The 25,568-nt window shown below is 68.3% G+C and carries 22 protein-coding genes and 1 other RNA gene; 12 read left to right on the forward strand and 11 right to left on the reverse strand.

From position 1 onward, the window contains the following. Positions 1 to 90: 90 nt before the first annotated feature. Both HWX62_RS13475 and clpB read left to right on the forward strand, forming a co-directional pair. Positions 91 to 576 carry an Rrf2 family transcriptional regulator gene (locus HWX62_RS13475; protein WP_175929029.1) on the forward strand — a complete coding sequence of 162 codons (486 nt, stop codon included), beginning with the start codon at positions 91 to 93 and terminating at the stop codon, positions 574 to 576. Positions 577 to 766: 190 nt separating this feature from the next. Then, on the forward strand, positions 767 to 3,364 hold the full coding sequence (clpB, locus tag HWX62_RS13480; RefSeq protein WP_175929030.1) for an ATP-dependent chaperone ClpB: 2,598 nt from the start codon (positions 767 to 769) through the stop codon (positions 3,362 to 3,364). 117 nt (positions 3,365 to 3,481) lie between these two features. On the opposite strand, the gene HWX62_RS13485 is transcribed toward clpB, so the two are convergent. Next, positions 3,482 to 3,913 (reverse strand): YidB family protein, encoded by a 432-nt coding sequence (locus HWX62_RS13485; protein WP_059680097.1) that lies wholly within the window; start codon positions 3,911 to 3,913, stop codon positions 3,482 to 3,484. Between the two features lie 89 nt (positions 3,914 to 4,002). Continuing rightward, positions 4,003 to 4,614: a helix-hairpin-helix domain-containing protein gene (locus HWX62_RS13490; RefSeq protein WP_175929031.1), complete on the reverse strand. Its 612-nt coding sequence runs from the start codon at positions 4,612 to 4,614 to the stop codon at positions 4,003 to 4,005. Between the two features lie 285 nt (positions 4,615 to 4,899). Between HWX62_RS13490 and HWX62_RS13495 the strand changes: the two genes are divergently transcribed. Beyond that, on the forward strand, positions 4,900 to 5,361 hold the full coding sequence (locus HWX62_RS13495) for a MerR family transcriptional regulator (RefSeq protein ID WP_175929032.1): 462 nt from the start codon (positions 4,900 to 4,902) through the stop codon (positions 5,359 to 5,361). Next, on the forward strand, positions 5,345 to 5,779 hold the full coding sequence (locus tag HWX62_RS13500; RefSeq protein WP_175929033.1) for a carboxymuconolactone decarboxylase family protein: 435 nt from the start codon (positions 5,345 to 5,347) through the stop codon (positions 5,777 to 5,779). Before HWX62_RS13495 ends, HWX62_RS13500 begins: the two co-directional genes overlap by 17 nt. A 19-nt stretch (positions 5,780 to 5,798) precedes the next feature. Here HWX62_RS13500 and HWX62_RS13505 read toward each other — a convergent pair whose 3' ends face one another. After that, a complete protein-coding gene (locus tag HWX62_RS13505) occupies positions 5,799 to 7,718 on the reverse strand; it encodes a sigma-54-dependent Fis family transcriptional regulator (protein ID WP_175929034.1) in 1,920 nt (639 codons plus the stop codon). A gap of 535 nt (positions 7,719 to 8,253) precedes the next feature. Between HWX62_RS13505 and HWX62_RS13510 the strand changes: the two genes are divergently transcribed. The 5 genes from HWX62_RS13510 to lipA all read left to right on the forward strand — a co-directional run bounded on the left by HWX62_RS13510 (position 8,254) and on the right by lipA (position 13,536). Continuing rightward, entirely contained in the window at positions 8,254 to 9,312 is a 1,059-nt protein-coding gene (locus tag HWX62_RS13510; protein WP_175929035.1) for an NAD(+)/NADH kinase, read from the forward strand. Positions 9,313 to 9,405: 93 nt separating this feature from the next. After that, positions 9,406 to 10,389, forward strand: coding sequence for a thiamine pyrophosphate-dependent dehydrogenase E1 component subunit alpha (locus HWX62_RS13515; protein WP_175929036.1), 984 nt, complete (start codon positions 9,406 to 9,408; stop codon positions 10,387 to 10,389). Positions 10,390 to 10,443: 54 nt separating this feature from the next. Continuing rightward, positions 10,444 to 11,448 carry an alpha-ketoacid dehydrogenase subunit beta gene (locus HWX62_RS13520; protein ID WP_175929037.1) on the forward strand — a complete coding sequence of 335 codons (1,005 nt, stop codon included), beginning with the start codon at positions 10,444 to 10,446 and terminating at the stop codon, positions 11,446 to 11,448. Positions 11,449 to 11,452: 4 nt separating this feature from the next. Beyond that, the gene (locus HWX62_RS13525; protein ID WP_175929038.1) at positions 11,453 to 12,568 is read left to right on the forward strand and encodes an acetoin dehydrogenase dihydrolipoyllysine-residue acetyltransferase subunit; all 1,116 of its coding nucleotides are present in this window, start codon (positions 11,453 to 11,455) and stop codon (positions 12,566 to 12,568) included. Between the two features lie 2 nt (positions 12,569 to 12,570). Further along, entirely contained in the window at positions 12,571 to 13,536 is a 966-nt protein-coding gene (gene lipA / locus HWX62_RS13530; RefSeq protein ID WP_175929039.1) for a lipoyl synthase, read from the forward strand. Positions 13,537 to 13,547: 11 nt separating this feature from the next. On the opposite strand, the gene HWX62_RS13535 is transcribed toward lipA, so the two are convergent. From HWX62_RS13535 to trxA, 8 genes are all read right to left on the reverse strand, one after another. Next, positions 13,548 to 14,903, reverse strand: a complete 1,356-nt coding sequence (locus HWX62_RS13535; RefSeq protein ID WP_175929040.1) for an MATE family efflux transporter — start codon at positions 14,901 to 14,903, stop codon at positions 13,548 to 13,550. A gap of 2 nt (positions 14,904 to 14,905) precedes the next feature. Further along, positions 14,906 to 16,738, reverse strand: coding sequence for a glycosyltransferase family 39 protein (locus tag HWX62_RS13540; protein ID WP_175929041.1), 1,833 nt, complete (start codon positions 16,736 to 16,738; stop codon positions 14,906 to 14,908). A gap of 144 nt (positions 16,739 to 16,882) precedes the next feature. Next, a complete protein-coding gene (locus HWX62_RS13545) occupies positions 16,883 to 17,149 on the reverse strand; it encodes a type B 50S ribosomal protein L31 (RefSeq protein WP_151067681.1) in 267 nt (88 codons plus the stop codon). A gap of 156 nt (positions 17,150 to 17,305) precedes the next feature. Then, complete coding sequence (locus HWX62_RS13550) at positions 17,306 to 18,139, reverse strand: M90 family metallopeptidase (protein WP_175929042.1); 834 nt, start codon at positions 18,137 to 18,139, stop codon at positions 17,306 to 17,308. Positions 18,140 to 18,177: 38 nt separating this feature from the next. After that, the gene (locus HWX62_RS13555; RefSeq protein WP_175929043.1) at positions 18,178 to 19,734 is read right to left on the reverse strand and encodes an MFS transporter; all 1,557 of its coding nucleotides are present in this window, start codon (positions 19,732 to 19,734) and stop codon (positions 18,178 to 18,180) included. Further along, on the reverse strand, positions 19,731 to 20,231 hold the full coding sequence (locus HWX62_RS13560) for a MerR family transcriptional regulator (RefSeq protein WP_175929044.1): 501 nt from the start codon (positions 20,229 to 20,231) through the stop codon (positions 19,731 to 19,733). The genes HWX62_RS13555 and HWX62_RS13560 overlap by 4 nt, the downstream gene beginning before the upstream one ends. 128 nt (positions 20,232 to 20,359) lie before the next feature. Next, the gene (rho, locus tag HWX62_RS13565) at positions 20,360 to 21,622 is read right to left on the reverse strand and encodes a transcription termination factor Rho (RefSeq protein ID WP_006478662.1); all 1,263 of its coding nucleotides are present in this window, start codon (positions 21,620 to 21,622) and stop codon (positions 20,360 to 20,362) included. A gap of 195 nt (positions 21,623 to 21,817) precedes the next feature. Continuing rightward, positions 21,818 to 22,144 (reverse strand): thioredoxin TrxA, encoded by a 327-nt coding sequence (gene trxA / locus HWX62_RS13570; RefSeq protein WP_006402348.1) that lies wholly within the window; start codon positions 22,142 to 22,144, stop codon positions 21,818 to 21,820. Between the two features lie 390 nt (positions 22,145 to 22,534). Between trxA and ffs the strand changes: the two genes are divergently transcribed. The 3 genes from ffs to HWX62_RS13585 all read left to right on the forward strand — a co-directional run bounded on the left by ffs (position 22,535) and on the right by HWX62_RS13585 (position 25,558). Continuing rightward, an RNA gene (gene ffs, locus HWX62_RS13575) (signal recognition particle sRNA small type) lies at positions 22,535 to 22,633 on the forward strand. A 127-nt stretch (positions 22,634 to 22,760) separates the two neighbouring features. Further along, positions 22,761 to 25,136: a DNA polymerase III subunit gamma/tau gene (locus HWX62_RS13580; protein WP_175929045.1), complete on the forward strand. Its 2,376-nt coding sequence runs from the start codon at positions 22,761 to 22,763 to the stop codon at positions 25,134 to 25,136. Between the two features lie 95 nt (positions 25,137 to 25,231). Then, positions 25,232 to 25,558 carry a YbaB/EbfC family nucleoid-associated protein gene (locus HWX62_RS13585; RefSeq protein ID WP_006482124.1) on the forward strand — a complete coding sequence of 109 codons (327 nt, stop codon included), beginning with the start codon at positions 25,232 to 25,234 and terminating at the stop codon, positions 25,556 to 25,558. Positions 25,559 to 25,568 lie beyond the last annotated feature (10 nt).

The following is a 25,568-nucleotide window of genomic DNA, read 5'->3' on the forward strand; positions in this document are numbered from 1 at the left end:
GACACCGTCGATCGACGCTGCATGCATCGCGATCGGCCTGCTTCACGTAATCGGGGCACGATCGATCTTTACCGTTTTCCGTATTCGCTCATGAGACTCACCGACTACACCGACTATTCGCTGCGCGTGATGCTGTACCTGGCCGTGCGCGGGGAGGGGCTCGCGACGATCCAGGAGATCTCGGATGCCTACGGTATTTCGAAGAACCATCTGATGAAAGTCGTCCAGCAGCTCGGCGAGCTGGGCTGGGTCGACACCGTTCGCGGCCGCAACGGCGGGCTGCGGCTGTTCGCCGATTCGTTGCGCCTGACGGTCGGTCAGGTCGTGCGGGCGACGGAAAACGACTTCGCGCTGGTCGGCTGCTTTTCGCCCGACGGGGGCGAGTCGCGCGGCTGCGCGATCGAGCCGCAGTGCCGGCTGAAGGGCGTGCTGGCGGCCGCGCGCGATGCCTTCTTCGCGGAGCTCGATCGTCATACGCTCGGCGAACTGGCCGAGCCCGCCTCGCCGCTCGCGGCGCTGCTCGGCATCCGCCCGGTCGCACTCGTGCGCGCGGCGCCGGTGGCGGGCGAAGCGTAGGCGTTCGCGATGCCGCCACCCAACGTCCACTGACGCGCGGGCGTTGCGCGCCGCGCGCTACCCCCATCGCGCCGCCGGGCCGTCTTCGGGGAATCCGGCAATTTTTGCGCTGAATCAACCCGAATTTCGCTTGAAAGCCGCATAACCATCCTCATCTTGGTGTTAATCGAAAATTGGAGGTCTCGACTAAATGAGAATCGACAAGCTCACCACCAAGTTCCAGGAAGCACTCGCGGACGCGCAAAGCCTCGCGGCAGGCCGCGACAATCAATACATCGAACCCGTTCACGTACTCGCGGCGCTGGTCGCGCAGCAGGACGGCTCGGCCCGCTCGCTGATGTCGCGCGCGGGCGTTCACGTGCAGGCGCTGCAAGGCGCGCTGAACGAGGCCATTTCGCGCCTGCCGCAAGTGACGGGCACGGGCGGCGACATCCAGATCGGCCGCGAGCTGGCCGGGCTGCTGAACCAGGCCGACAAGGAAGCGCAGAAACTCAACGACACGTTCATCGCGAGCGAGATGTTCCTGCTCGCCGTGTCCGACGACAAGGGCGACGCCGGCAAGCTCGCGCGCCAGCACGGCCTCACGCGCAAGGCGCTCGAAGCCGCGATCGCCGCGGTGCGCGGCGGCTCGCAGGTACACAGCCAGGATGCCGAAAGCCAGCGCGAGGCGCTGAAGAAATACACGGTCGACCTGACCGAGCGCGCCCGTGCGGGCAAGCTCGATCCGGTGATCGGCCGCGACGACGAGATCCGCCGCTCGATCCAGATCCTGCAGCGCCGCACGAAGAACAACCCGGTGCTGATCGGCGAGCCGGGCGTCGGCAAGACGGCGATCGTCGAAGGGCTCGCGCAGCGGATCGTCAACGGCGAAGTGCCCGAGACGCTGAAGGGCAAGCGCGTGCTGTCGCTCGACATGGCCGCGCTGCTCGCCGGTGCGAAGTATCGCGGCGAGTTCGAGGAACGCCTGAAGGCGGTGCTCAACGACATCGCGAAGGACGAAGGCCAGACGATCGTCTTCATCGACGAGATCCACACGATGGTCGGCGCGGGCAAGGCCGAAGGCGCGATGGACGCGGGCAACATGCTGAAGCCGGCGCTGTCGCGCGGCGAGCTGCACTGCATCGGCGCGACCACGCTCGACGAATACCGCAAGTACATCGAGAAGGACGCCGCGCTCGAGCGCCGCTTCCAGAAGGTGCTCGTCGACGAGCCGAGCGTCGAGGCGACGATCGCGATCCTGCGCGGGTTGCAGGAGAAGTACGAACTGCACCACGGCGTCGACATCACCGACCCGGCGATCGTCGCCGCGGCCGAGCTGTCGCATCGCTACATCACCGACCGTTTCCTGCCCGACAAGGCGATCGACCTGATCGACGAAGCCGCTTCGAAGATCAAGATGGAAATCGATTCGAAGCCCGAAGAGATGGACAAGCTCGACCGTCGCCTGATCCAGTTGAAGATCGAGCGCGAAGCCGTGAAGAAGGAGCAGGACGAAGCGTCGCAGAAGCGCCTGCAGCTGATCGAGGAAGAGATCGAGCGCCTCGGCCGCGAATATGCGGACCTGGAAGAGATCTGGACCGCCGAGAAGGCCGCGGTGCAGGGCAGCGCGCAGCTCAAGGAAGAGATCGAGAAGGTGCGGGCCGACATCGCGCGCCTGCAGCGTGAAGGCAAGCTGGAGAAGGTCGCCGAACTGCAGTACGGCAAGCTGCCGCAACTCGAGTCGCAACTGAAGCAGGTCACGCAGGCCGAGGAGCAGGAGCAGCACAACCCGACGCGTCCGCGTCTGCTGCGCACGCAGGTCGGTGCGGAAGAAATCGCGGAAGTCGTGTCGCGCGCCACCGGAATTCCGGTGGCGCGGATGATGCAGGGCGAACGCGAGAAGCTGCTGCACATCGAGGAAAAGCTGCACGAGCGCGTGATCGGCCAGGACGAGGCGATCAGCGCGGTGGCGGACGCGATCCGTCGTTCGCGCGCGGGTCTCGCCGATCCGAACCGCCCGTACGGCTCGTTCCTGTTCCTCGGCCCGACGGGTGTCGGCAAGACCGAGCTGTGCAAGGCGCTGGCGTCGTTCCTGTTCGATTCGGAAGAGCACCTGATCCGCATCGACATGAGCGAGTTCATGGAGAAGCACAGCGTCGCGCGGTTGATCGGCGCGCCGCCGGGCTACGTCGGCTACGAGGAAGGCGGCTACCTGACGGAAGCCGTGCGCCGCAAGCCGTACAGCGTGATCCTGCTCGACGAGATCGAGAAGGCGCACCCGGACGTGTTCAACGTGCTGCTGCAAGTGCTCGACGACGGTCGCATGACCGACGGGCAAGGGCGCACGGTCGACTTCAAGAACACGGTCATCGTGATGACGTCGAACCTCGGCTCGCAGGTGATCCAGGCGATGACGGGCTCGCCGCAGGACGAGATCAAGGACGCCGTGTGGCTCGAGGTGAAGCAGCATTTCCGCCCCGAGTTCCTGAACCGGATCGACGACGTCGTCGTGTTCCATGCGCTCGACCGCAGCAACATCGAGTCGATCGCGAAGATCCAGCTCGCGCGCCTGCACGACCGGCTCGCGAAGCTCGACATGGCGCTCGACGTGTCGCCGGCGGCGCTCGAACAGATCGCGAAGGTCGGCTACGACCCGGTGTTCGGTGCGCGGCCGCTGAAGCGCGCGATCCAGCAGGAGATCGAGAACCCGGTCGCGAAGCTGATCCTCGCCGGCCGCTTCGGTCCGAAGGACGTGATCCCGGTCGACGTCAACGACGATCGGTTCGTGTTCGACCGCGTCGTGCACTGATCGTCTGCCCTCGGCAGCGTGCCCGGTGCGCACCGGGCGCGCAAAAACGAACACCCCGCCTCGGCGGGGTGTTTGCTTATGGGGCGGCCGAACGGGCCGCCCGGTCGCGGCGGGCGCTCAGGCCTGCTTGTTGCCGCCGAACATGCCGGCGAGCTGCGTGAGCGTGCCGAGCACGTTCGACGTGTCGACCTGGCCGCCGGCCGGCACTTCGCCGTTCGGCGTCGCGCCGTTGACGACGTGCGGCAGCACCTGCGCGAGGATCGACGAGGCCTGCGACGGATCGATGCCGACCTTGCTCGCGAGCGAGCCGACGACGTCCGAGCCGAGCACGTTCTGCAGCGTGTCGGCCGAGATCGGCTGGTTTTCGCCATTGCCGACCCACGAACCGATGATGTCGCCGGCGCCGCCGGCCTTGAACTTCTCGATCAGGCCGTTCAGGCCGCCCGGCTGGTTGTTGATGAATTCGAGCGCGGTCGTGATCAGCGCGCTTTGCGAGTTGCCGCCGGCCTGGCCGCCGATCAGACCGCCAACGATGTCGAGGAGACCCATGGTTCTTCACCTTCACTGAAAAGGGCGCCGTGACGACGGCGCCCGTTGAACGAATGCCGCACGCACGCCGTCGCGCGCGCGGCGCACAATCAGGCGCCCGACGCCGCGGCGGCGGAGGCTGCCTTGTCCTTCTTGCTCTTCTTCTTCGAACCCTTCGTCGCCTTCGTGGACGACGCGGCCGCCGGTGCGCTCGCGCCCGCGTCGGCGGAGGCCGCGGCGGCCGCCGCCGCCTTTTCCTTCTTCGATGCGCGCTTGGTCTTGGCCGGCTTGGCGGCCGCATCCGGCGCGCTTGCCGCCGGCGCGGGCGCCGCGGTCGTCGTGCCGGCCGTCGCGGTCGTGGACGTCGATGCGGTGCCTGCCGACGTCGTGGTCGACGTGGTTGCCGCGGTCGTCGCGGCCGGCTTCGACAGCTTCACGCCCTTCGGCGGCGTCGACGAGCCGCCGATCGTCAGGCCGTTTTCCTCGAGATGCCCGACCGACTTGGTGCCGAGGCCTTTCACGCGGTTCGCGAGATCGTCGGCGTCCTTGAACGGGCCGTTCTTGGTGCGTTCGTCGATGATCGCCTTCGACTTCACGGGCCCGAGACCCTTCACGGATTCGAGCGCGGCCTGGTCGGCCGTGTTGACTTCGACGGCCGCGGCAAGGCCCGCGGCGAGCGACAGCGATAGGGCGACGAACAGCATCAGCAGCTTTTTCAGCATGGCAAAGGCTCCCTGGTTCTGACGGATGAATGGCTGTTGCAACGGACGGCGACGCGCGAGTAGCCGGGCGTCGCCGTTAAGCATAGGACAAATGCGTGCCCTTTTTAAGACAGGCTGACCGAATCTTGCTGAAGGCTTGCGGTGCTGTAAAGGCCGAAACCGGTGCCGGGGGGCGATTTTGACCATTCTTTACGGTGTCGCCGGGGTGTCGCGGGAGAACGCCGCACTGGCCGTCGGACAGCGCTTGACTTAGAGTGAACTCTAACTCTTAACCTTGTTCCTGCCATGTCGAAAACCGTATCCCAATCCACCGCCGCCGGCCCGCTGACGATCGGGCAGGTCGCCGAACTGACGGGCGTGTCGACGCACACGTTGCGATATTACGAGCAGGCCGGCCTGCTGCGCGCGATCTCGCGCACGGCGGCCGGGCACCGGCTCTATGCGCCGGCCGACCTGGACTGGCTGGCCTTCGTGATGCGCCTGAAGGCGACCGGCATGCCGATCGCGCAGATGCAGGCGTTCGCGGTGCTGCGCGAGCAGGGCGAGTCGACGTTCGGTGCGCGGCGCGACTTGCTGGTCGCGCATCGCGACGCGGTGCGTGCGCATATCGCGGAGCTGCAGGCGAGCCTCGACGCGATCGGCGACAAGATCGCGTACTACGAGGCGCGGGAACGGGAAACGGATCGACGGGCGAATCCTTCTCACTCTTTATCGGAACAGGACGGACATGATGGAACGACTCGTTGAGGATCGCTACACGCGCGGCTGGAACAAACTCAAGGAAATCGACGGCGAAGCGGGCGAACGCGTGATCGCGGCGCTTGCGCCGATCGCGCCGGACTTCGCGCGGCTTCTGGTCGAATTCAGTTTCGGCGACATCTACAGCCGGCCGCAGCTCGACCTGAAGGCGCGCGAGATCGCGACGATCGCGGCGCTGGCCGCGCTCGGCAACGCACAGCCGCAACTGAAGGTGCATATCGAGGCCGCGCTGAACGTCGGCTGCACGCGCGACGAGATCGTCGAGGTGTTCATGCAGATGGCCGTGTATGCGGGGATGCCGGCCGCGCTCAACGCGCTGTTCGCCGCGCGCGAGGTGTTCGCGCGGCGCGACGAAGCGGCCGGCGTGGCGGGCCACGCGAACGAAGCAGCCGGGCAGCCCGCATGACGGCGCGTGCGCGCGTGCGTCACGCGCGGTGCGGCGCGACGATCCGGTACTTCGCGATGCGCCGGTACAGCGTCGCGCGCGACATGCCGAGCGCGCGCGCGGCCGCGTCGGGCCGCCAGCGATGCGCGGTGAGCGCGGCGACGATGCGGCCGCGTTCGTCGTCGGGCAGCCCGTCCGCCGGGGCGCCGCCGAGTTGCGCGGCGAGGTCGGCGGGCAGGTCGCGCTGCGTCACGCGCGCGGTGTCGCACACCGCGCACGCATAGCGCAGCACGTTGCGCAGTTGCCGCACGTTGCCCGGCCAGGCGTACGCGGCGAGCCGTTCGGCGAGCGTCGCGTCGAGCGTGAGCACGTGGCCGGTCGCCTGCGCTTCCTCGGCGAACACGGCGGCAATCACGTCGCGCACGTCCGCGCGTTCGCGCAGCGGCGGCAGCTCGAACGTCGCGCCGCTCAACCGGTAGTACAGATCCTCGCGGAACGTGCCGTCGGCCACCATCCGCGCGAGATCGCGGTGCGTCGCGCAGATCACGTCGAGATCGACGCGCACGGGCGTATCGCTGCCGAGCGGCACGACCTCGCCGTCGGCCAGGACGCGCAACAGGCGCGTCTGCAGCGCGAGCGGCATGTCGCCGATTTCGTCGAGAAACAGCGTGCCGCCGTCGGCGAGCGCGATCTTGCCGCGCGCGCCGTGCTTGCGTGCGCCGGTGAACGCGCCGGCCGCGTAACCGAACAGTTCGCTCTCGATCAGCGCTTCCGGCAGCGCGCCGCAGTTGACGGCGACGAACGGCCGCGCGCGCCGTGCGCCGGCGTCGTGGATCGCGCGGGCGAATACTTCCTTGCCCGCGCCGGTTTCGCCGAGCACGAGGATCGGCAGCCGCTTGCTCGCCACGCGCAGCGCGAGTTCGGCCTGTTGCGCGATGCGCGCATCGCTGCTGTGCAGGAACGGCGTCAGCGCGCCGACGTGGCGCGGCGCGGCGGTGCCCGGGCGGCGCGATGCCGCGCCGGGTTCGCGGCCGGCGCGCCGTAGCGGCGCACGCAGCCGCGCGTAGAGCGGGGCGCCGGTCGCGCGCAGCCGCAGCGCGACGATCGCATCGAGCCGCGCCGCGTCGCGCAGCGGCATCTCGGTCGCATCGAAGATCTCGTCGATATGGCGCGGCTCGCGCAGCGCCGGCAGCGCGTCGCGCGCGTGACGATTCGCGGCGACGATGTTGCCGCATTCGTCGAACGCGATCAGCCACTCGGGTTGCGCCTCGACGTAGTGACGGTTCGGATGCCCGAACAAGATCCAGTGCTGCGCGGTGCTGTGCACGAAGTAGCCGTCCTCGATCAGCGCCGCGCTCTGCCGCACGAGCTGGTAGACGAGGCGCTGACTGTCGCGGCCGTCGGGCGAATGCACCGCCGACGCGTCGAGCACGCCGATCAGCTCGCCGCCCGGCGAGAAGATCGGCGCCGCGCTGCACGTGAGCGTCGTGAACGCCGCGCGAAAGTGATCGGTCTTGTGCACGGTGATCGGCGCGAGATCGGTCAGCACGCTCGCGACGCCGCACGTCCCTTCCTCGCTTTCCGACCAGCACGAGCCGATGTGCAGCCCTGCATGACGGAAGTCGTTGCGGCGCTCGCGGTCGATCCGGTAATCGATCGTCACGCCGTGCGCGTCGGTCAGCATCACGCAGTAGTCGGCGACGCGAATCATGTCGTGCAGCCGCGTCAGGCACTGCCCCGATGCGCGCAGGAACGCTTCCTCCTTGTCGCGCACTTCGCGCAGTTCGGCCGCGGTCAGCACGCGCGGGCCGATCGACGACGCGGGGTCGAGACGGTAACGCTCGAGCGACCGTTGCCACGACGACACGAGACGCGCGGAATCCGCCGGCGCGGGCAGACGTCCGGCGAGCGCGCCGAGTACGCGTTCGGCGTGCTGGGCCTGGGGGACGGCGTAGGGCATGGTCGGCTCCGGTTCCATACGGCGGGATGTCGCTGTTCTTGTAGCACATCCGTTCCGGCGGATCACATTGCATCGCAGCACGCGATGCGCGTGAGACGGTCGTCTCACCGGTATCGCGCCGTGTCTCGCGCAGATGAGACGGCCGCATGCGCGGCATGCGGCGATCGTCCGGCAGGGCGTCGCATGCACGGCGCCGCGCGAACGCTGGGTTTGCGGGCGCAACGCCGGGCATGCGCGTGCGCCGTGGCCACCGCGGCGGCATATCGACGACCTGAGACGTCACCCGCGAATTCGACGCGCGCTGCGTCATCACGACTGTGTATCGCGAGCACGTGCATGCCCTCATCGCCAGTACGGACGCGGGTTTCCCGGTCATCGCACGCACGATGGCACGCCGCTTGCAGAGATGACGGGCAAGCCGGCGCGATCGCGTCGGCGACGACGATCCGCCGCCCGTCGATGGCAGCGGACGAAACAGGCGGAACCGGCGCGCGTGACGATGCGCCGGCCCCGCCCACTGGATGGAGACAAACCCGTGACGACGCCCGTTACCGTCGGCGTGATCGCGAACCCCGCATCGGGGCGCGACATCCGCCGCCTCACGACGCATGCATCCGTGTTTCCGACCGCGGAGAAGGCGAACATGATCGTGCGTCTGCTGGCCGGCCTCGGCGCGATGGGCGTCGAGCGCGTGCTGACGCTGCGCGACCGCACGGGCATCGCGACGCTGCTGCTGCGCGCGATCGACACGCATCGCGCGGTCGCGCCGCACGAATGCTGGCCCGAGGTCGAATTCGTCGACCTGCCGATCACCGATACCGTCGCCGACACGCAGGCCGGCGCCGCGTACCTGCGCCGGAGGGAGGTATCGCTGATCGTCGTGCTCGGCGGCGACGGCACGCATCGCGCGGTGGCCGCGCATTGCGGCGCGACGCCGCTCGTCGCGCTGTCCACCGGCACCAACAACGCGTTTCCCGAACATCGCGAGGCGACCGTCGCCGGCGTCGCGGCAGGACTCGCCGCGACCGGTGCCGTGCCGGCCGAAGTCGCATTCGTGCGCAACAAGCGGCTCGTCGTGCGCTGCGTCGCGGGCGCGCAGCCGGGGCGCGAGGAGATCGCACTCGTCGACGTGTGCGCCGCGCGGCAGCGCTTCATCGGCGCGCGCGCGATCTCCGGCTCCGACGACATCGACGCGCTTTACCTGACGTTCGCGGAACCGGACGGCATCGGCCTGTCCGCGCTCGGCGGCGCATGGGCGCCGCTCGACCGCAGCGCGCCGCACGGGCTCGCGATGCGCTTCGCGCAAGCCGGCACGACGGGCGGCACGCCGCTCGTCGCGCCGATCGCGCCGGGGCGGGTCGACCGCGTCGTGATGCGCAGCTGCGAGCGGCTCGAACCGGACACGTGGCACGCGATTCCGTTCGAGCGCGGCACGCTCGCGTTCGACGGCGAGCGCGAGATCGAGGTCGCGCGCGGCGATCGCTACGAGATTGCACTCGACTGGCGCGGGCCGCTGACGGTCGACGTCGGGCGCACGCTGCGTTACGCGTCCTCGCGGCAACTGCTGCGCGATGCCGGTACGTGGCACCACTGACGTTTCGTTTCACGCACGGCCGCAGACCGTGCAATCCGCCGCCGCGGCAGGTCCGCGGCGGCTTTCGCAGTCAGACCTACCCAGGAGACACACATGACCGCTTCGACACAGCTCGGCAGGGACAAACTGCTGGATGCATATCGGCTGATGCGCACGATCCGCGAATTCGAGGAACGCCTGCACGTCGAATTCGCGACCGGCGAGATTCCCGGCTTCGTTCACCTGTACGCGGGCGAGGAGGCGTCCGCCGTCGGCACGATGCTGCACCTCGGCCTCGACGACTACGTGGCCACCACGCACCGCGGCCACGGCCATTGCATCGCGAAGGGCGTCGACGTGCACGGGATGATGGCCGAGATCTACGGCAAGAAGACGGGCGTCTGCCACGGCAAGGGCGGCTCGATGCACATCGCCGACCTGTCGATGGGGATGCTCGGCGCGAACGGGATCGTCGGCGCGGGCGGCCCGCTCGTGTGCGGCGCGGCGCTCGCGGCCAAGCACAAGAAGACGGGCGGCGTCGGCGTGTGCTTCTTCGGCGACGGCGCGTCGAACCAGGGCGTGATCTTCGAGTCGATGAACCTCGCGTCGGTGTGGCGGTTGCCCGCGATCTTCGTCGCCGAAAACAACGGCTACGCGGAAGCGACGTCGTCGAGCTGGTCGGTCGCGACCGACAACATCGCCGATCGGGCGAACGGCTTCGGGATGCCGGGCGTGATCGTCGACGGCTTCGACTTCTTCGCGGTGCACGAGGCGCTCGGCGAGGCGGTCGAGCGTGCGCGCAACGGCGGCGGCCCGACGCTCGTCGAGGTGAAGTTCACGCGCTATTTCGGCCACTTCGAGGGCGATGCGCAAACCTACCGTGCGCCGGGCGAAGTGCAGAAGCTGCGCGACGAGAAGGATTGCCTGAAGCATTTCGAAACGCGCGTCGTGCGCGCCGAAGCGCTGACCACGGACGAACTGCGCGCGGTCGACGCGCAGGTGAAGGCGCTGATCGACGACGCGGTCGCGCAGGCGAAGGCCGCGCCGCTGCCGGACGCGGCCGACCTGCTGGCCGACGTCTACGTGTCGTATCCGTGAGCGCGGCCTGACATTGCAGCCGGCACGGCGAACCGAACATTCCAGGAGACAGACATGGCAAGGAAGATCACTTATTCGCAGGCGATCAACGAGGCGCTCGCGCAGGAAATGGCGCGCGACGACAGCGTGATCGTGATGGGCGAGGACAATGCGGGCGGCGCGGGCGCGCCGGGCGAGGACGACGCATGGGGCGGCGTGCTCGGCGTGACGAAGGGGCTGTTCCACAAGTTTCCGGGCCGCGTGCTCGATACGCCGCTGTCGGAGGGCGGCTACATCGGCGCGGCGGTCGGTGCGGCCGCGTGCGGGATGCGGCCCGTCGCGGAACTGATGTTCGTCGATTTCATGGGCGTGTGCTTCGACCAGATCTTCAACCAGGCCGCGAAATTCCGCTACATGTTCGGCGGCAAGGCCGTGACGCCGGTCGTGATCCGCGCGATGTACGGCGCCGGGCTGCGCGCGGCCGCGCAGCATTCGCAGATGCTCACGTCGCTGTTCACCCACATCCCGGGGCTGAAGGTCGTGTGCCCGTCGACGCCGTACGACGCGAAGGGGCTCCTGATCCAGGCGATCCGCGACAACGATCCCGTGATCTTCCTCGAACACAAGCTGCTCTATACGCGTGATGGCGACGTCCCGGAGGAATCCTATGCGATTCCGTTCGGCGAGGCGAACGTGCTGCGCGACGGCGACGACGCGACGATCGTCACGTACGGCCGGATGGTGCATCTCGCGATGGACGCGGCCGCGACGCTCGCGAAGGACGGCATCCAGTGCGACGTGATCGACCTGCGCACGACGTCGCCGCTCGACGAGGAAACGATCCTCGAAAGCGCCGAGCGCACCGGGCGCGTGGTGGTCGTCGACGAAGCGAACCCGCGCTGCTCGATCGCGACCGACCTCGCCGCGCTCGTCGCGCAACGCGCATTCCGCTCGCTGAAGGCGCCGATCGAGCTCGTCACCGCGCCGCACACGCCCGCGCCGTTCGCCGGCGTGCTGGAAGACCTGTATATCCCGTCCGCCGATGCGATTGCGCAGGCGGTCCTGAAGACGAGGAGCTGACACGATGTCGATTCACATGATCACGATGCCCAAGTGGGGGCTGTCGATGGAGCAGGGGCAGGTCAACGGCTGGCTGAAGGCGGTCGGCGAACGCGTGGCGAAGGGCGATGAAGTGCTCGACGTCGAGACCGACAAGATCTCGTCGGGTGTCGAGTGCGCGTTCGACGGCACGCTGCGCAGGCAGGTCGCGCAGGAGGGCGAGACGCTGCCTGTCGGCGCGCTGCTCGGCGTGGTCGCGGCCGCCGACGCGAGCGATGCCGACATCGATGCGGCGATCGCCGACTTCCAGCGCGATTTCGTGCCGAGCGCGGCTGCCGACGACGCGGCCGGCCCGCAGCCCGAAAAGGCGCAGATCGGCGGTCGGACGATCCGGTTCCTGAAGCTGGGCGACGGTTCGGGCACGCCGGCCGTGCTGATCCATGGGTTCGGCGGCGACCTGAACAACTGGCTGTTCAATCACGCGGAGCTCGCCGCGCACCGGCCGGTGTGGGCGCTCGATCTGCCCGGCCACGGCGAATCGGGCAAGGCGGTCGAGACCGGCAGCCTCGACGAACTGGCCGACGCGGTGCTCGCGCTGCTCGACGCGCAGCACATCGAGCGCGCGCACCTGATCGGCCACTCGATGGGCGGCGCGGTCGCGATGACGGTGGCCGAGCGCGCGCCGCAACGCGTCGTGTCGCTCACGCTGATCGCGAGCGCGGGGCTCGGCGCCGACATCAACCGCGCGTACATCGACGGCTTCGTCGCCGGCAACAGCCGCAACACGCTGAAGCCGCACCTCGGCGCGCTGTTCGCGGACGACGCGCTGGTCACGCGGCAGCTCGTCGACGATCTCGTCAAGTACAAGCGGCTCGAGGGCGTGCCGGCCGCGCTGGAGAAGATCGCGAACGCCGCGTTCGACGGCGCGACGCAGCGGCGCGTGTTCCGCGACCGGCTCGCGACGCTCGCGCCGCGCACGCTCGTGATCTGGGGCGAGCGCGACCAGGTGATCCCCGCGCGGCACGCGCAGGGCTTGCCGGACGGCGTGCGTACCGAGGTGATCGCCGGCGGCGGGCACATGGTGCAGATGGAGGCGGCCGCCGACGTGAACCGCCTGATCGTCGCGTTCCTCGGAGACTGACGATGGCCGCCGCGCTCGAACGATCCAGCCTCACGGCGCTCGGCCAGCCCGGCGCAAGAAGCCGCGACAAGCTCGCGCGCATTCCGGTGCGCGTCGAACCCGCGGCCGGTGCGGCGCTGCCGAAGCCGCCGTGGCTGCGCGCGCGGCCGATGATGAGCGCGGCGGTGGCCGACATGGCCGCCATGCTGCGCGAGCATCGGCTGCATTCCGTCTGCGAGGAGGCGATGTGTCCGAACATCGGCGAATGCTTCGCGCAGCGCACCGCGACCTTCATGATCATGGGCGGGCTCTGCACGCGGCGCTGCCCGTTCTGCGACGTCGCGCACGGCCGCCCCGAACCGCTCGATCCCGACGAGCCCGCGCGGCTGGCCGACGCGGCGGAGGCGCTCGGGTTGCGCTACGTCGTGATCACGTCGGTCGACCGCGACGACCTGCGCGACGGCGGCGCCGCGCATTTCGCCGCATGCATCGCGGCGGTGCGCGCGAGCGTGCCGGGCATCGGCGTCGAGGTGCTGACGCCGGACTTCCGCGGCCGCGCGGCACGTGCGCTCGATGCGTTGTCGTCGGCGTGGCCCGATGTGTTCAACCACAACATCGAGACGGTGCCGTCGCTGTACCGGGCGGCGCGGCCGGGCGCCGACTATCGCGGCTCGCTCGAACTGCTCGCGCAGGCGAAGGCCGCGCGGCCGACGCTCGTGACGAAATCGGGATTGATGCTGGGCCTCGGCGAGCGCGACGACGAGGTGCGCGACACGCTGCGCGACCTGCGCGCGCACGAGGTCGACGTGCTGACGCTCGGCCAGTATCTGGCGCCGTCGGCGCACCATTTGCCGGTGCGGCGCTACGTGAGCCCGGACGCCTTCGCCGCGTGGCGCGACGAGGCGCTCGCGCTCGGTTTCAGGGAAGTGGTCGCCGGCCCGCTCGTGCGGTCGTCGTATCACGCGGCCGACGTGCTGGAGCGCGCGTAGCGCGCCGTGCGTCAGGCCGCGGTAGTGGCGTGCGCGCGGCCGATGCGGCGCAGGTACAGCACGAGCCCCGCGCCCGCGAGCATCAGGCTGACCGTGTTCGCGAACCAGAAGCCGCGCGCGCCGGTCAGCCACGCGGGCGCGATGCCGCCCACGTCGAAGCCGAGCAGGTAGCCGCCGCAGAGTCCGACGCCCCACAGCGCGACCGCATAGATCACGGTCGGCACGACCGCCACCTTGTACGCGCGCAGCACGAACGCCGACGTGACCTGCAGCGCATCGAACACGTGGTAGCACGCGACGATCGCGACGAGCGGCATCGCGGCCGCGGCGACCGCCGGATTCGGCGTATAGCCGCCGATGATCAGCGGCCGCAGCGCGAACACGAGCACGCCATAGGCGCTCGCCACGCCGCACGCGAAGATCACGCTGTGCCGGCCGAGCAGCCGCGCTTCCTCGGCGCGTCCGGCGCCGAGCGCGCGTGCGACGAGCGTCGATGCCGCCACGCCGATCGACAGCGGCGTCATGTACAGCACCGCGCCGATGTTGCCGGCGATCTGGTGGCCGGCGAGCGTCGTCGTGCCGAACTGCGCGATGAACAGCGCCATGCAGGTGTACGACGTGACCTCGATCAGGTACGACAGGCCCATCGGCACGCCGAGCGTCAGGAGCGCCTTCTGGCGTTGCCAGACGGGCCAGCAGAAGCGCGAGAAGATCGCGAGCGGCGCGAACACGTCGAGCTTCGCGAGCAGCGTGTAGCCGATCAGCGCGAGCGCCCAGTTGATCAGCGTGCTCGCGAGCCCGCAGCCGGGGCCGCCGAGCGCCGGTACGCCGAAGCCGCCGAAGATGAACCACACGTTCAGCGGAAACTTGAGCAGCAGCGCGCCGATCTGCAGGATCATCGCGAGCCGCGGCTTGCCGGCCGCGTTGGTCAGCGCGTTGTAGATGCGGAAGACGAGACTGGCGGGCAGCCCGTACGACAGGATGCGCAGGTAGTCGACGGTGCGGTCGTGCAGCGCGGCGGGGGTGTGCGCGACGCGCAGCAGCGGCTCGGGAAAATGCAGCAGCAGGAAGCCGGGAATCGCGAGCAGCAGCGCGAGCCACAGCGCCTGGCGTACCTCCTCGCCGATCTCGGCATAGCGCCGCGCACCGTACAACTGCCCGGCGATCGGCTGCAGCGCGGACAGGATGCCGGTCAGGCCGATATAGATCGATACGTAGATCGACGAGCCGAGCCCGAGCGCGGCGAGATCGACGGCCGAGTAGCGGCCGACCATCGCGGTGTCGATCACGCCGAACGCGATGATCGCGAGCTGGCCGACCAGCACCGGCCACGCGAGACCGACGATCCGGCGGATGTCGCCGAACATCGTCAATCGGCCGCCTGGCGGCGCGGCGGGCGCCGCTTGACGGGCGTCTTCGGCCGTTCGATGCGCTCGTACAGGCGGAAGCGCTCGTCGCGGTCGGCGACGCGGCGGCCTTCCCAGACGAGACGCCACACGTATTGCGACATCGCGCTCGGCTCGCCGAAGTCGGCGCGGTCCTGGCGCAGGATCACGTCGCAGTCGCCGGAGAAATCGAAGTGCATGCCGCCGAAATACGCGAACGTCGCGATCTGCGCGTCGCCGAGCCGCACGGGCGAGATGCACTCGTAGTCGGAAGGCAGGTGCACGGCGATCTGTTCGGCGACGTCGCGATAGGTCCGGCCGTAGTTGACGATCGGCAGCCACAGCGTCATCAGCAGCACCCACATCAGCGTGGTGCCCGCGCTCGACAGCACGACGCTGCGCCACAGCACCTTCGGCTGCCGCGACACGCGCCAGCGCGCGAGGAAGCACCAGCACACGGTGACGATCACCGCGCAGACGAACGACAGGATCTTGAAGTGCGGCTCGTAGCCGGGCACGAGGCGCGCGAGGTTGCGCGCGAGCGGATGCGGGAAGCCGGTGAGCGACGCGAGCCACACGAGCCATACGAAGGTGCCGAGGATCGTGAAGCTCAGCACCGCGAACCAGTCGATCGCGTTGATCGCGCCGCGCTTGAGCGTCGGCAGCGCGAACGTCGCGAGCACCGCGAGCGGCGGCAGCAGCAGCATGTACATGCGGTTCGACTGCTGGCTTTGCAGGATCACGAGCGCGACGAGCGGCACGGCGACCGACAGCGGAATCGCGATGTGCGCACGACGGCGCATGCCGGCCCAGCTCCACCACGCCCAGATCGCGAGCGGCCACGCGGGCCACGTGAACAGCGGCAGGTTCTTCGCCGCATAGCCGAGCACGGCTGTCGGCGGGCCCGAAAAGCGCATCAGGCTGCCGTGGATCCACTGGTTGAAGAACCACGCGGCGTCGTCCGGCGCCGCGACGAAGGCGGCGAGCGGCCACAGCGCGAAGATCGCGGCCGCGAGCGGCAGGCCGATCAGCGGCAGGCGCAGGTTGCGCATTTCGGGCGTGACGAGCCACAGCGCGGCCGTGCCCGCGAGCAGCGCGACGACCAGCACCGGGTTGCCGGACAGCGCGACGAGGCCGATCGCGAGGCCCCACCACAGTGCGCCTTGCAGCGGCTTGTCGATGCCGCGCACGATCCCGTACACGAGCATCGCGATCCACGCGAACTGCGCGAGTTGCGGCGTCGTTTCGTGCCCGCGTTCCGCGAGGCCGAAGCAGGCGACGAGCACCAGCAGCGCGCCGTCCGCGAGCGTGCGGCCGTAGTCGCGCGGCTCGGGCTCGCCGCCGAATGCGTATTTGAACGGTTGAACCTCGGCGCGCCGGCCAAGCAGGTAGGCCGCGTACCAGACGAACGCGCATGCGACGCAGAACAGCACGCCGGTATCGACGCGCGATGCGTTGCTCGCGTCGACCCACGGGCCGAGGCCGCGGATCGACAGCGCGCCGAGCCAGTAGCCGAGCGGCCCGTCGGTCGTGATGAACTTGCCGACCAGGTTCGGCAGCAGCCAGTCGTGCCAGCCGCCCCTGGCCATCGTCCACATCACGCCGAAGCCCGCCGCGTCCTCGTTTTTCCACGGGTCGCGGCCGAACAGGCCGAACGCCGCGTAGACGAGGCAGAGCGTGAGCAGCAGCCAGCGCGGCAGCGCACGCGTGGCGGAGGCGGTGAGACGGACGACAGGCTTCATGCAGATGAGCGATTTGTTATGGGCGGGCGGCCGGCGCGGTGGCGCGCGGTCGAGCCGGTTTCGAGCATCCGGCATTGTAGTCGCGCCCGCTGTTGTGCGTCAGGTCGTTGCCCGGGCGCCGGTCGGCGCCTTTCCGGGCGGGCAGAGACAAAAAAGGGCAGCCTGGGCTGCCCTTTTGTGCGGTACCGGTGCATTGCAACCACCGGATCGGTGCAACGCTTACTTCGCTGCAGCCTTGCCGCTGGCGCGTGCGCCGAACTTGTTCTTGAACTTCTCGACACGGCCTGCCGTGTCCATGATCTTTTGCTGACCCGTGTAGAACGAGTGCGATTCCGACGACACTTCGATCTTGGCGAGCGGGTAGGTCTTGCCTTCGTGTTCGATGGTTTCACGCGTCTGGATCGTCGAGCGCGTGATGAACTTGAAGCCGTTCGACATGTCTTGGAAGACGACTTCGCGGTAGTCCGGGTGAATGCCAGGTTTCATGATTTTCCTTGGTGATAGCGGTAGCCAACCCGCCGCTTGCCGTGTCGAGCCGCCCCGATGGGACGATCCGGCGGACGCCAAGCCCGGCGCGAGCCACTTGCCTAAGGTCGAAAAACGGCGATTATGCCAGAAAATCAGACGGTTGACGAATAATTTTCACGGTGCGTCGAGCGCGCCGGTGCCGGCCGGATCCTGCCGGTAGTAGCGCGCGAGCAGCCGGTACAGCTCCGGAAATTCGGACTCGAACGCTTTCGGCCGCACGAACAGCGCCTCGCTGCACACCGCGAAGAACTCCGACGGGTGATCGGCCGCATAGGGATCGATCAGCGAGTCGCGCTCGAAGCGCGCCCACGCGCGCTCCGGCACCGCGTCGACGCGCGCGCAGAACTGGTCGTACGCATGTTCGAACACGTCGGCCCACGCCTGCGCATCGAGGTGCGGCGCATGCCAGCGGCGAAAAAGGGGCGGATAGCCGTCGGCCGCGCCGTTGACCATGTCGATCTTGTGCGCGAACTCGTGGATCACGACGTTGTACGCATCCCGGCCGTCCGTCATCTGCGCGTCCTCCCACGACAGGATCACGGGGCCGCCTTCCCATGCCTCGCCGCTCGCATCCTGCTCGACTTCGTGGACGACGCCGTCCTCGTCCTGCACGGTCTTGCGGATCACGAATTCGCCCGGATACACGACGACGCCGACCCAGCCGTCGTACAGCGACAGGTCGAGATTGAGCACGGGCAGGCAGGCCTGCGCGGCGATCGCGACGATCATCGCGTCGGTCAGCTCGAGCCCGTGCGCGGTCGAAAACGATTTTTTCGCGATGAACAGGCTCGTCAGCTCGCGCAGCCGGCCGAGTGCGTCGGGCGGGAGGTGGGCGAGGAACGGCAGGCGCTCGACGGTTTCGTGCCACAGCGCGTCGGGAATCGGATGGCTGCGCAGCGCGCGGTCGCGGCGGCGATCGTCGAACCAGCGGGTCAGTTTCGAGAGCATGGAGGCGGCGGACGAAAATCCAAAGCCTGTCTTTTAACTCAATCGATCTGTTTTTGCCATGCCGCGAAGAGGCCGCCGACGAGCGCCACGCCCGCGAGGAAGTAAAAACCGTCGAGCGACGCGAGGAACGACGCCTGTTGCGCCACCATCCGCGCGATCGACGCGATCGCGAGGCCGTGCGCGTCGTTCAGCGCGTGGCCGGCTGCCGCATAGCCGCGCGTCAGCGCATCGACGGTCTGCTGGAACAACGGGTCGAATGCGTTCGCGCGCTCGACGAGCCGCGTCTGGTGCACGGCCACGCGATGCTGCTCGACGATGATCACCGACGACGTCGCGAACGAGATCGTCAGTTGCCGCACGATGTTCTTCAGCCGGTAACCGTGCGTGTATTCGTCGATCGCGAAGATCCGGAACGTGAGGTTCGCGACCGGCAGCACGATGAACAGCAGCAGTAACCCGCGCAACAGCAGCGGAACGATCAGCGCGGCTTCGCCGACCTGCGGCGTCATCCGCGTCATCCACAGCGCGGCCGTGACGGCGATCGCGAACCCCGGCACGACGAACCACTTCCTGTGCGTGACGAATTTCGCGTAGCGCAGGTAGGCGAACAGCGCCGTGGCCGAGATCAGCGACATCGTGCCGACCAGGCGCCCGGCATTCTCGACCGGATAGCCGAGCCCGCCCTCGAGAAACCGCGACGTCAGGTAACTGAAGCCCGTCGACTCGTAGTAATAGAACATGTAGAGCAGCAGCCCGACCTGGAACGTGCGCTCGCGGAATGCATGCAGCCGCACGAGCGGCGTCGGGTGATGCCACTGGTGATACGCGAACCACGCGAGCGCGGCGAGCCCCGCGAATGTCAGCCCGATCAGCATCGGCGAGCCGCTGTAGAGCTGGTAATGCACCTGCTGCAGCACGATCTGCAGCGCGCCTTGCGCGAGCGCGAACACGACGTACGGCCAGAAATGCCCGGAACCGCGTTCGTCGTCCGGCGTGCGGCCCGAATCGGGCAGCGTGAGCAGCGCGAGGATCGCGAACGCGATGCCGGCCGGCGCCGTGCACGCGAACAGCGCGCGCCACGTCGAATGGGCGACCAGCAATCCGCCGACGATCGGCGCGAGCGCACTGCCGAGCAGGATCATGATCAGGAACGCGCGCGTCGCGGGCGGCCGTTCCTGCGGCTTGAAGCTGATCTGGATCAGGATCCGGCACGCGCCCATCATCGGGCCGATGAAATAGCCCTGAAAGCCGCGCGCGAACGCCAGCTCCAGCGACGTGTCGGCCAGCGCCGCCGCGATCGCGCCGAACGAGAACATCAGCATGCAGCCCGCGACGTAGCGGCGATGGCCGAGCCGGTCGACCCACCATTGCTGCTGCAGGATGCCGAGCACGGCCGTGACCGCGTAGGCGCTCGACGACCACACGAGTTCGTCGGGCGACGCGTTGATGCCGCCGGCGATGTAGCTCGCGAAAAACGAGAAGACCGCGTTGTCGAAGTAGTCGATGCCGGTGACGAGCGCGAGCGCCCACGGAAACAGGTCCGCGCGCAGGTTCGCGCGGCTCCACAGCCGCGACCGGCCGGGCACCGCGTTCATTCGCGATCCTTGCGTGCGCGCCGCGCGCCGGCTTCTGCCCGCCGCTGCGCGATCAGCGCATCGGCGTTTTCGCCGGCGAGGCGCCGCTCGACGTAGTCGATGTCGTGCTGCAGTTCCTTGCGCAGCGCGACGGCTTCCTTCAGCTCGCGCTGGACGGCCGCGATCCGCCGGTCGAGCGTGTCGATCTGCTCGGCGAGGCCGGCGCGGATGTCGCGCAGCGACGCGTCCGAATAGCGGCGCCGGCCGTCGCCCGTTTCCTCCAGCGGACGCTTGAGCATTTCGGTGATGCCGTGCAGCGAGAAGCCGAGCGCACGCAGCCGCAGGATGCGCGCGAAGCGCTCGAGGTCGGCTTCGTCGTAGAGGCGGTAGCGGCCTTCGCTGCGCGACGGCGTGACGAGCCCGCGCTCTTCGTAATATTTGAGCGTGCGCGGCGTGACGCCGAGCCGCGACGCGGCGTCGCTGACGGTCAATAGCGGGGTGGAGGCATCGTTCGGCATGGGATGTGGGGCGTTCCGCGGGGCAATGACGCGATTATAGATCAACCTGTACGTTCACGTTCAGGTTGACATCGAAAAACGGCCGCCGGGCGGGATGCGCGGGCGGCCGTGTCGCGGAGCGGGGGCGATCAGCCGCCGCGGCGCATCAGGTCGAAGAACTCGGAGTTGCTCTTCGTCTGGCGGATCTTGTCGAGCAGGAATTCCATGGCCTCGACTTCGTCCATGTCGTGGATGAACTTGCGCAGCACCCAGATCTTCTGGAGGATCTCGGGCTTGATCAGCATTTCTTCGCGACGCGTGCCCGACTTGTTCAGGTTGATCGACGGGTACACGCGCTTTTCCGCGAGACGGCGCTCGAGATGCACTTCCATGTTGCCGGTGCCCTTGAACTCTTCGTAGATCACGTCGTCCATGCGGCTGCCGGTTTCGATCAGCGCGGTGCCGATGATCGTCAGCGAGCCGCCTTCCTCGATGTTGCGCGCCGCGCCGAAGAAGCGCTTCGGACGCTGCAGCGCGTTCGCGTCGACACCGCCCGTCAGCACCTTGCCCGATGCGGGGATCACGGTGTTGTACGCACGTGCGAGGCGTGTGATCGAGTCGAGCAGGATCACGACGTCGTGCTTCATTTCGACGAGGCGCTTGGCCTTCTCGATCACCATTTCGGCGACCTGGACGTGGCGCGTGGCCGGTTCGTCGAACGTCGATGCGATCACTTCGCCGGCGACCGAGCGCTGCATTTCGGTCACTTCTTCCGGGCGCTCGTCGATCAGCAGCACGAACAGGATCACGTCAGGGTGGTTCTGCTTGATCGCGTGCGCGATGTGCTGCAGCATCACGGTCTTGCCCGACTTCGGCGATGCGACGAGCAGGCCGCGCTGGCCCTTGCCGATCGGCGCGATCATGTCGATGATGCGGCCCGTGACGTTTTCCTCGCCGCGCATTTCGCGTTCGAGCGACAGCGGCTTGTTCGGGTGCAGCGGCGTGAGGTTCTCGAACATGATCTTGTGTTTCGAGGCCTCGGGCGGCTGCCCGTTGACTTTGTCGACCTTCACCAGCGCGAAGTAGCGCTCGCCGTCCTTCGGCGTGCGGACTTCACCTTCGATGGTGTCGCCGGTGTGCAGGTTGAAGCGGCGGATCTGCGACGGGCTGATGTAGATGTCGTCGGTGCTCGCGAGGTACGACATTTCCGGCGAGCGCAGGAAGCCGAAGCCGTCCGGCAGCACTTCGAGCGTACCGTCGCCGAAGATCGTCTCTCCCGTCTTGGCGCGCTTTTTGAGAATGGCAAACATCAACTCCTGCTTGCGCAGGCGGTTCGCGTTTTCGATCTCCAGGCCATTGGCCATTTCGATCAGTTCGGACACGTGCAGAGACTTGAGCTCGGATAAATGCATACGGAGAACCCGCCAGGGAGGAGAAGCGACGAAAGAAAATAAGGGAGGAGGGCGAGCGGAGGCGCTCAGAGACTTAAATGCGTCTTGTCGACGTTTTTTAATTCTAGCATAGGCCGATTCGCGCTTGAGCGAGCGATCGGCGGCTTGGCAACGGACGTGTTGCCGACTGACAACACGTCCGCGGAACTGCCGGTATTACAGGTGGCTGTCCAGGAATGCGGTGAGCTGCGACTTCGACAGCGCGCCGACCTTCTGCGCGGCGGCCGCGCCGTTCTTGAACAGGATCAGCGTCGGGATGCCGCGCACGCCGAACTTCGCGGGCGTGGCCTGGTTGTCGTCGACGTTGATCTTCGCGATCTGCAGCTTGTCGCCGTAGTCCTTCGCGACTTCGTCGAGGATCGGGGCGATCATCTTGCACGGGCCGCACCATTCGGCCCAGAAATCGACGAGTACGGGCTTGTCGGACTTGACGACGTCCTGTTCGAACGATGCGTCGCTGATGTGTTTGATCTGTTCGCTCATTGGGTCAATACCTCTTACGGTTCGGGGACTGCCTGCTTGCGCGTTGCGGCGTACCGGCCGCCGTAGGCTGCCGGCCGCTGCGGCAGGTCACTCCGCCTTTCCGGAAAGGAGGGGCGTAAGCGCTGCATGCCGCGGCTCGCGGGTCGTTCGGGCGTCATATTAGCCTAAATTGCTATCTGCTGCGGGCGGCGATAGTAGCCGCTATGCGAGTAGGGGTACGACGCGACGTTCGACCGTTGTAACTCGCAGGTGGAGGCCGGCGGGCAAATTGCAAGGGGCAGGCGGCGCGCGGCCGGTGCCAATGGGCGACGCGCCGGTTTGCGCGGCCGGATTCGCATTGTTGCGAACAAACGGTCGCATTCGGCAGGAAGCGGTGATAGAATATGCCGTGACGGGCCTCCTCGCATGGTGGGGCGGTGAACCTGGTCAGGTCGGGAACGAAGCAGCCACAATCGTTTTCCGCCAGTGCCGAGGGTCGGGCTCGTCACCTTCCTTCTCGCCCCGTTCGCCGGGCGTTTTTTATTTCTGCGTCACACTCCGTTCGACCTGCACTTTGCCCGTGTTCCGCACCGTTTCGCGTGTCGGCGCGACGCAGCGTTACTGATACAATTTCCCGATGACCTATCAAGTTCTCGCACGCAAGTGGCGTCCGAAGGATTTCGCTTCGCTCGTCGGCCAGGAGCACGTCGTCAGGGCGCTCACGCACGCGCTCGACGGCGGGCGTCTCCATCACGCCTATCTGTTTACCGGAACCCGCGGCGTCGGCAAGACGACGCTGTCGCGGATCTTCGCGAAGGCGCTCAACTGTGAAACCGGCGTCACGTCGCAGCCCTGCGGCGTGTGTCGCGCCTGTCGCGAGATCGACGAGGGCCGTTTCGTCGATTACGTCGAGATGGACGCGGCGAGCAACCGCGGCGTCGATGAAATGGCCGCGCTGCTCGAGCGCGCGGTGTACGCGCCCGTCGATGCGCGCTTCAAGGTCTACATGATCGACGAAGTGCACATGCTGACGAATCACGCGTTCAACGCGATGCTGAAGACGCTGGAAGAGCCGCCGCCGCACGTCAAGTTCATCCTCGCGACGACCGATCCTCAGAAAATCCCCGTTACCGTGCTGTCGCGCTGCCTGCAGTTCAACCTGAAGCAGATGCCGGCCGGGCACATCGTGTCGCATCTCGAGCGGATCCTCGGCGAAGAGCGGATCACGTTCGAGCCGCAGGCGCTGCGGCTGCTCGCGCGCGCCGCGCAGGGCAGCATGCGCGACGCGCTGTCGCTGACCGACCAGGCGATCGCCTATTCGGCGAACGAGGTGACCGAGTCGGCGGTATCGGGCATGCTGGGCGCGCTCGACCAGACTTACATGGTGCGCCTGCTCGACGCGCTCGCGGCCGGCAGCGGCCCGGAAATCCTCGCGATCGCCGACGAGATGTCGCTGCGCAGCCTGTCGTTCTCGACCGCGCTGCAGGATCTCGCGAGCCTGCTGCACCGGATCGCATGGGCGCAGTTCGCGCCGGGCTCGGTGCTCGACGAATGGCCGGAAGCGGCCGACCTGCGTCGCTTTGGGGAGACGCTGAGCCCCGAGCAGGTGCAGTTGTTCTACCAGATCGCGACGGTCGGGCGCGCCGAGCTCGGCCTGGCGCCGGACGAATACGCGGGTTTCACGATGACGCTGCTGCGGATGCTCGCGTTCGAGCCGGCCGTGGGCGCCGGCAGCGCGCCGGGCGGCCAGCCGTCCGTGCCGCCGCGTGCGGTGCCGGCCCCGCGTGCTGCCGCGGCGCCGACCGCCGCTGCGGCGAAGCCCGTATCGGCCGCGCCCGCCAGCGCAGCGCGGCCGCAAGCTGCGGCGCCGGCTGCCGCTGTTGCACCGGCCGCGCGTGCGGTGCCGGCGCAGTCCGGCGGTGAAGCCGAACGGTCGGCCGCCGAGCCGGCGGCCGTTCCGGCGCCGGCAGAGGCAGCAGTACCGGCGCCGACGGCGGCTGACGCACAAGGCATCGAGCCGCCGCAGCCGGAAGCGAAGGCAGCGCCCGTTGGCGACGTGCCGCCGCCCGCCCGCACGGAACCTGAGCCGCCTGCCGCTGCTGCCGTGCAGCGAAACGACGAGCCGCCTGCGCGGGCCGAACCGGCGCCGCGCGCCGCGCCGCCGGAGCCGGCCGCCGCGCGTCCGGCGGCGCGCGCGGGCGGTGCCGCCGCCGCGCTCGACGTGCTGCGCAATGCAGGCATGCGCGTGTCGTCGGACCGCGGGCGCGCAGGCGCCGCCGCCAAACCGGCGGCAGCCCAGCCGGCCGCCGAAAAGCCGGCCGCCGCGCGTCCGGCCGTCCAGGTGCCGACGCCGCGTGCCGGTGCCCGCGCGCCGCAAGCAGCCGATTCGCGCCAGCCGTCGCCGCCGTGGGAGGACATCCCGCCCGACGACTACGTGCCGCTCAGCGCCGACGAAATGTTCGGCGGTTCCGACGACGGTTTCGTGCCGGTGTTCGACAGCGGTCCCGACGACGTACGCGTGACGCCGAAGCCGGCGGACGCACGTCCGGCCGCACCGATCGACACGCGTCCGCTGCCGCCCGCGATCGCGCTCGATCCGATCGGTTTCGACGGCGAATGGCCGGCGCTGGCCGCACGGCTGCCGTTGAAGGGCGTCGCGTACCAGCTCGCGTTCAACAGCGAGCTGACGGCGGTCGACGCTACCGCATTGAAATTGTCCGTACCGGTGCCGCAGTATGCGGACGCCGCACAGGTGGCGAAGCTGAAGGTCGCACTGGCCGACGCGCTCGGCAAGACGGTCGAGGTGAGCGTCGAAGTCGGGCCCGCACGGCGCACCGCGGCGGCGCTCGATGCGGCCGCGCGCGCGGCGCGCCAGCGCGAAGCCGAGCAGGAGATTCACGGCGATCCGTTCGTCCAGCAGCTCGTGCGCGAGTTCGGTGCGCGCATCGTCGAGGGGTCGGTGCGCCCGCTCGCCGATTCGGCGCCGGACGGCGCACCGCCGACGCTGCATTGAACTGACCGCCCCGCGACAGGCACAATCACGCCCCGCACATCTTGACCGGCACGCGTCGCGTGCCGGTTTCCACACGATCAAGAAGGAGTATTCCCATGTTGAAAGGCAACCTCGCCGGACTGATGAAGCAAGCGCAGCAAATGCAGGAAAACATGAAGAAGATGCAGGAGCAGCTGGCGCTCATCGAAGTCGAAGGGCAGTCGGGCGCCGGCCTCGTCAAGGTGACGATGACGTGCCGCAACGAAGTGCGCCGCGTGTCGATCGACCCGAGCCTGCTCGCGGACGACAAGGACATGCTCGAGGATCTCGTCGCCGCCGCGTTCAACGACGCGGTGCGCAAGGCCGAAGCCACGTCGCAGGAAAAGATGAGCGGGATGACGTCGGGCCTGCCGCTGCCCCCGGGCTTCAAGCTGCCGTTCTGAGCGCGGCGTC

Origin of the sequence: Burkholderia sp. BCC0506, from assembly GCF_902833145.1 — a bacterium.
Classification (GTDB): Bacteria; Pseudomonadota; Gammaproteobacteria; order Burkholderiales; family Burkholderiaceae; genus Burkholderia.

Coding starts and splice junctions, on each gene's coding strand:
- HWX62_RS13495 (WP_175929032.1), top strand. CDS start 4,900: ATGTCGAAAACCGTATCCCAATCCACCGCCGCCGGCCCGCTGACGATC.
- clpB (WP_175929030.1), top strand. CDS start 767: ATGAGAATCGACAAGCTCACCACCAAGTTCCAGGAAGCACTCGCGGAC.
- HWX62_RS13545 (WP_151067681.1), bottom strand. CDS start 17,149: ATGAAACCTGGCATTCACCCGGACTACCGCGAAGTCGTCTTCCAAGAC.
- HWX62_RS13535 (WP_175929040.1), bottom strand. CDS start 14,903: ATGTTCGGCGACATCCGCCGGATCGTCGGTCTCGCGTGGCCGGTGCTG.
- HWX62_RS13585 (WP_006482124.1), top strand. CDS start 25,232: ATGTTGAAAGGCAACCTCGCCGGACTGATGAAGCAAGCGCAGCAAATG.
- HWX62_RS13560 (WP_175929044.1), bottom strand. CDS start 20,231: ATGCCGAACGATGCCTCCACCCCGCTATTGACCGTCAGCGACGCCGCG.
- trxA (WP_006402348.1), bottom strand. CDS start 22,144: ATGAGCGAACAGATCAAACACATCAGCGACGCATCGTTCGAACAGGAC.
- HWX62_RS13485 (WP_059680097.1), bottom strand. CDS start 3,913: ATGGGTCTCCTCGACATCGTTGGCGGTCTGATCGGCGGCCAGGCCGGC.
- HWX62_RS13550 (WP_175929042.1), bottom strand. CDS start 18,139: ATGCTCTCGAAACTGACCCGCTGGTTCGACGATCGCCGCCGCGACCGC.
- HWX62_RS13490 (WP_175929031.1), bottom strand. CDS start 4,614: ATGCTGAAAAAGCTGCTGATGCTGTTCGTCGCCCTATCGCTGTCGCTC.
- rho (WP_006478662.1), bottom strand. CDS start 21,622: ATGCATTTATCCGAGCTCAAGTCTCTGCACGTGTCCGAACTGATCGAA.
- HWX62_RS13515 (WP_175929036.1), top strand. CDS start 9,406: ATGACCGCTTCGACACAGCTCGGCAGGGACAAACTGCTGGATGCATAT.
- HWX62_RS13580 (WP_175929045.1), top strand. CDS start 22,761: ATGACCTATCAAGTTCTCGCACGCAAGTGGCGTCCGAAGGATTTCGCT.
- HWX62_RS13500 (WP_175929033.1), top strand. CDS start 5,345: ATGGAACGACTCGTTGAGGATCGCTACACGCGCGGCTGGAACAAACTC.
- HWX62_RS13475 (WP_175929029.1), top strand. CDS start 91: ATGAGACTCACCGACTACACCGACTATTCGCTGCGCGTGATGCTGTAC.
- HWX62_RS13555 (WP_175929043.1), bottom strand. CDS start 19,734: ATGAACGCGGTGCCCGGCCGGTCGCGGCTGTGGAGCCGCGCGAACCTG.
- lipA (WP_175929039.1), top strand. CDS start 12,571: ATGGCCGCCGCGCTCGAACGATCCAGCCTCACGGCGCTCGGCCAGCCC.
- HWX62_RS13520 (WP_175929037.1), top strand. CDS start 10,444: ATGGCAAGGAAGATCACTTATTCGCAGGCGATCAACGAGGCGCTCGCG.
- HWX62_RS13525 (WP_175929038.1), top strand. CDS start 11,453: ATGTCGATTCACATGATCACGATGCCCAAGTGGGGGCTGTCGATGGAG.
- HWX62_RS13540 (WP_175929041.1), bottom strand. CDS start 16,738: ATGCCGGATGCTCGAAACCGGCTCGACCGCGCGCCACCGCGCCGGCCG.
- HWX62_RS13505 (WP_175929034.1), bottom strand. CDS start 7,718: ATGCCCTACGCCGTCCCCCAGGCCCAGCACGCCGAACGCGTACTCGGC.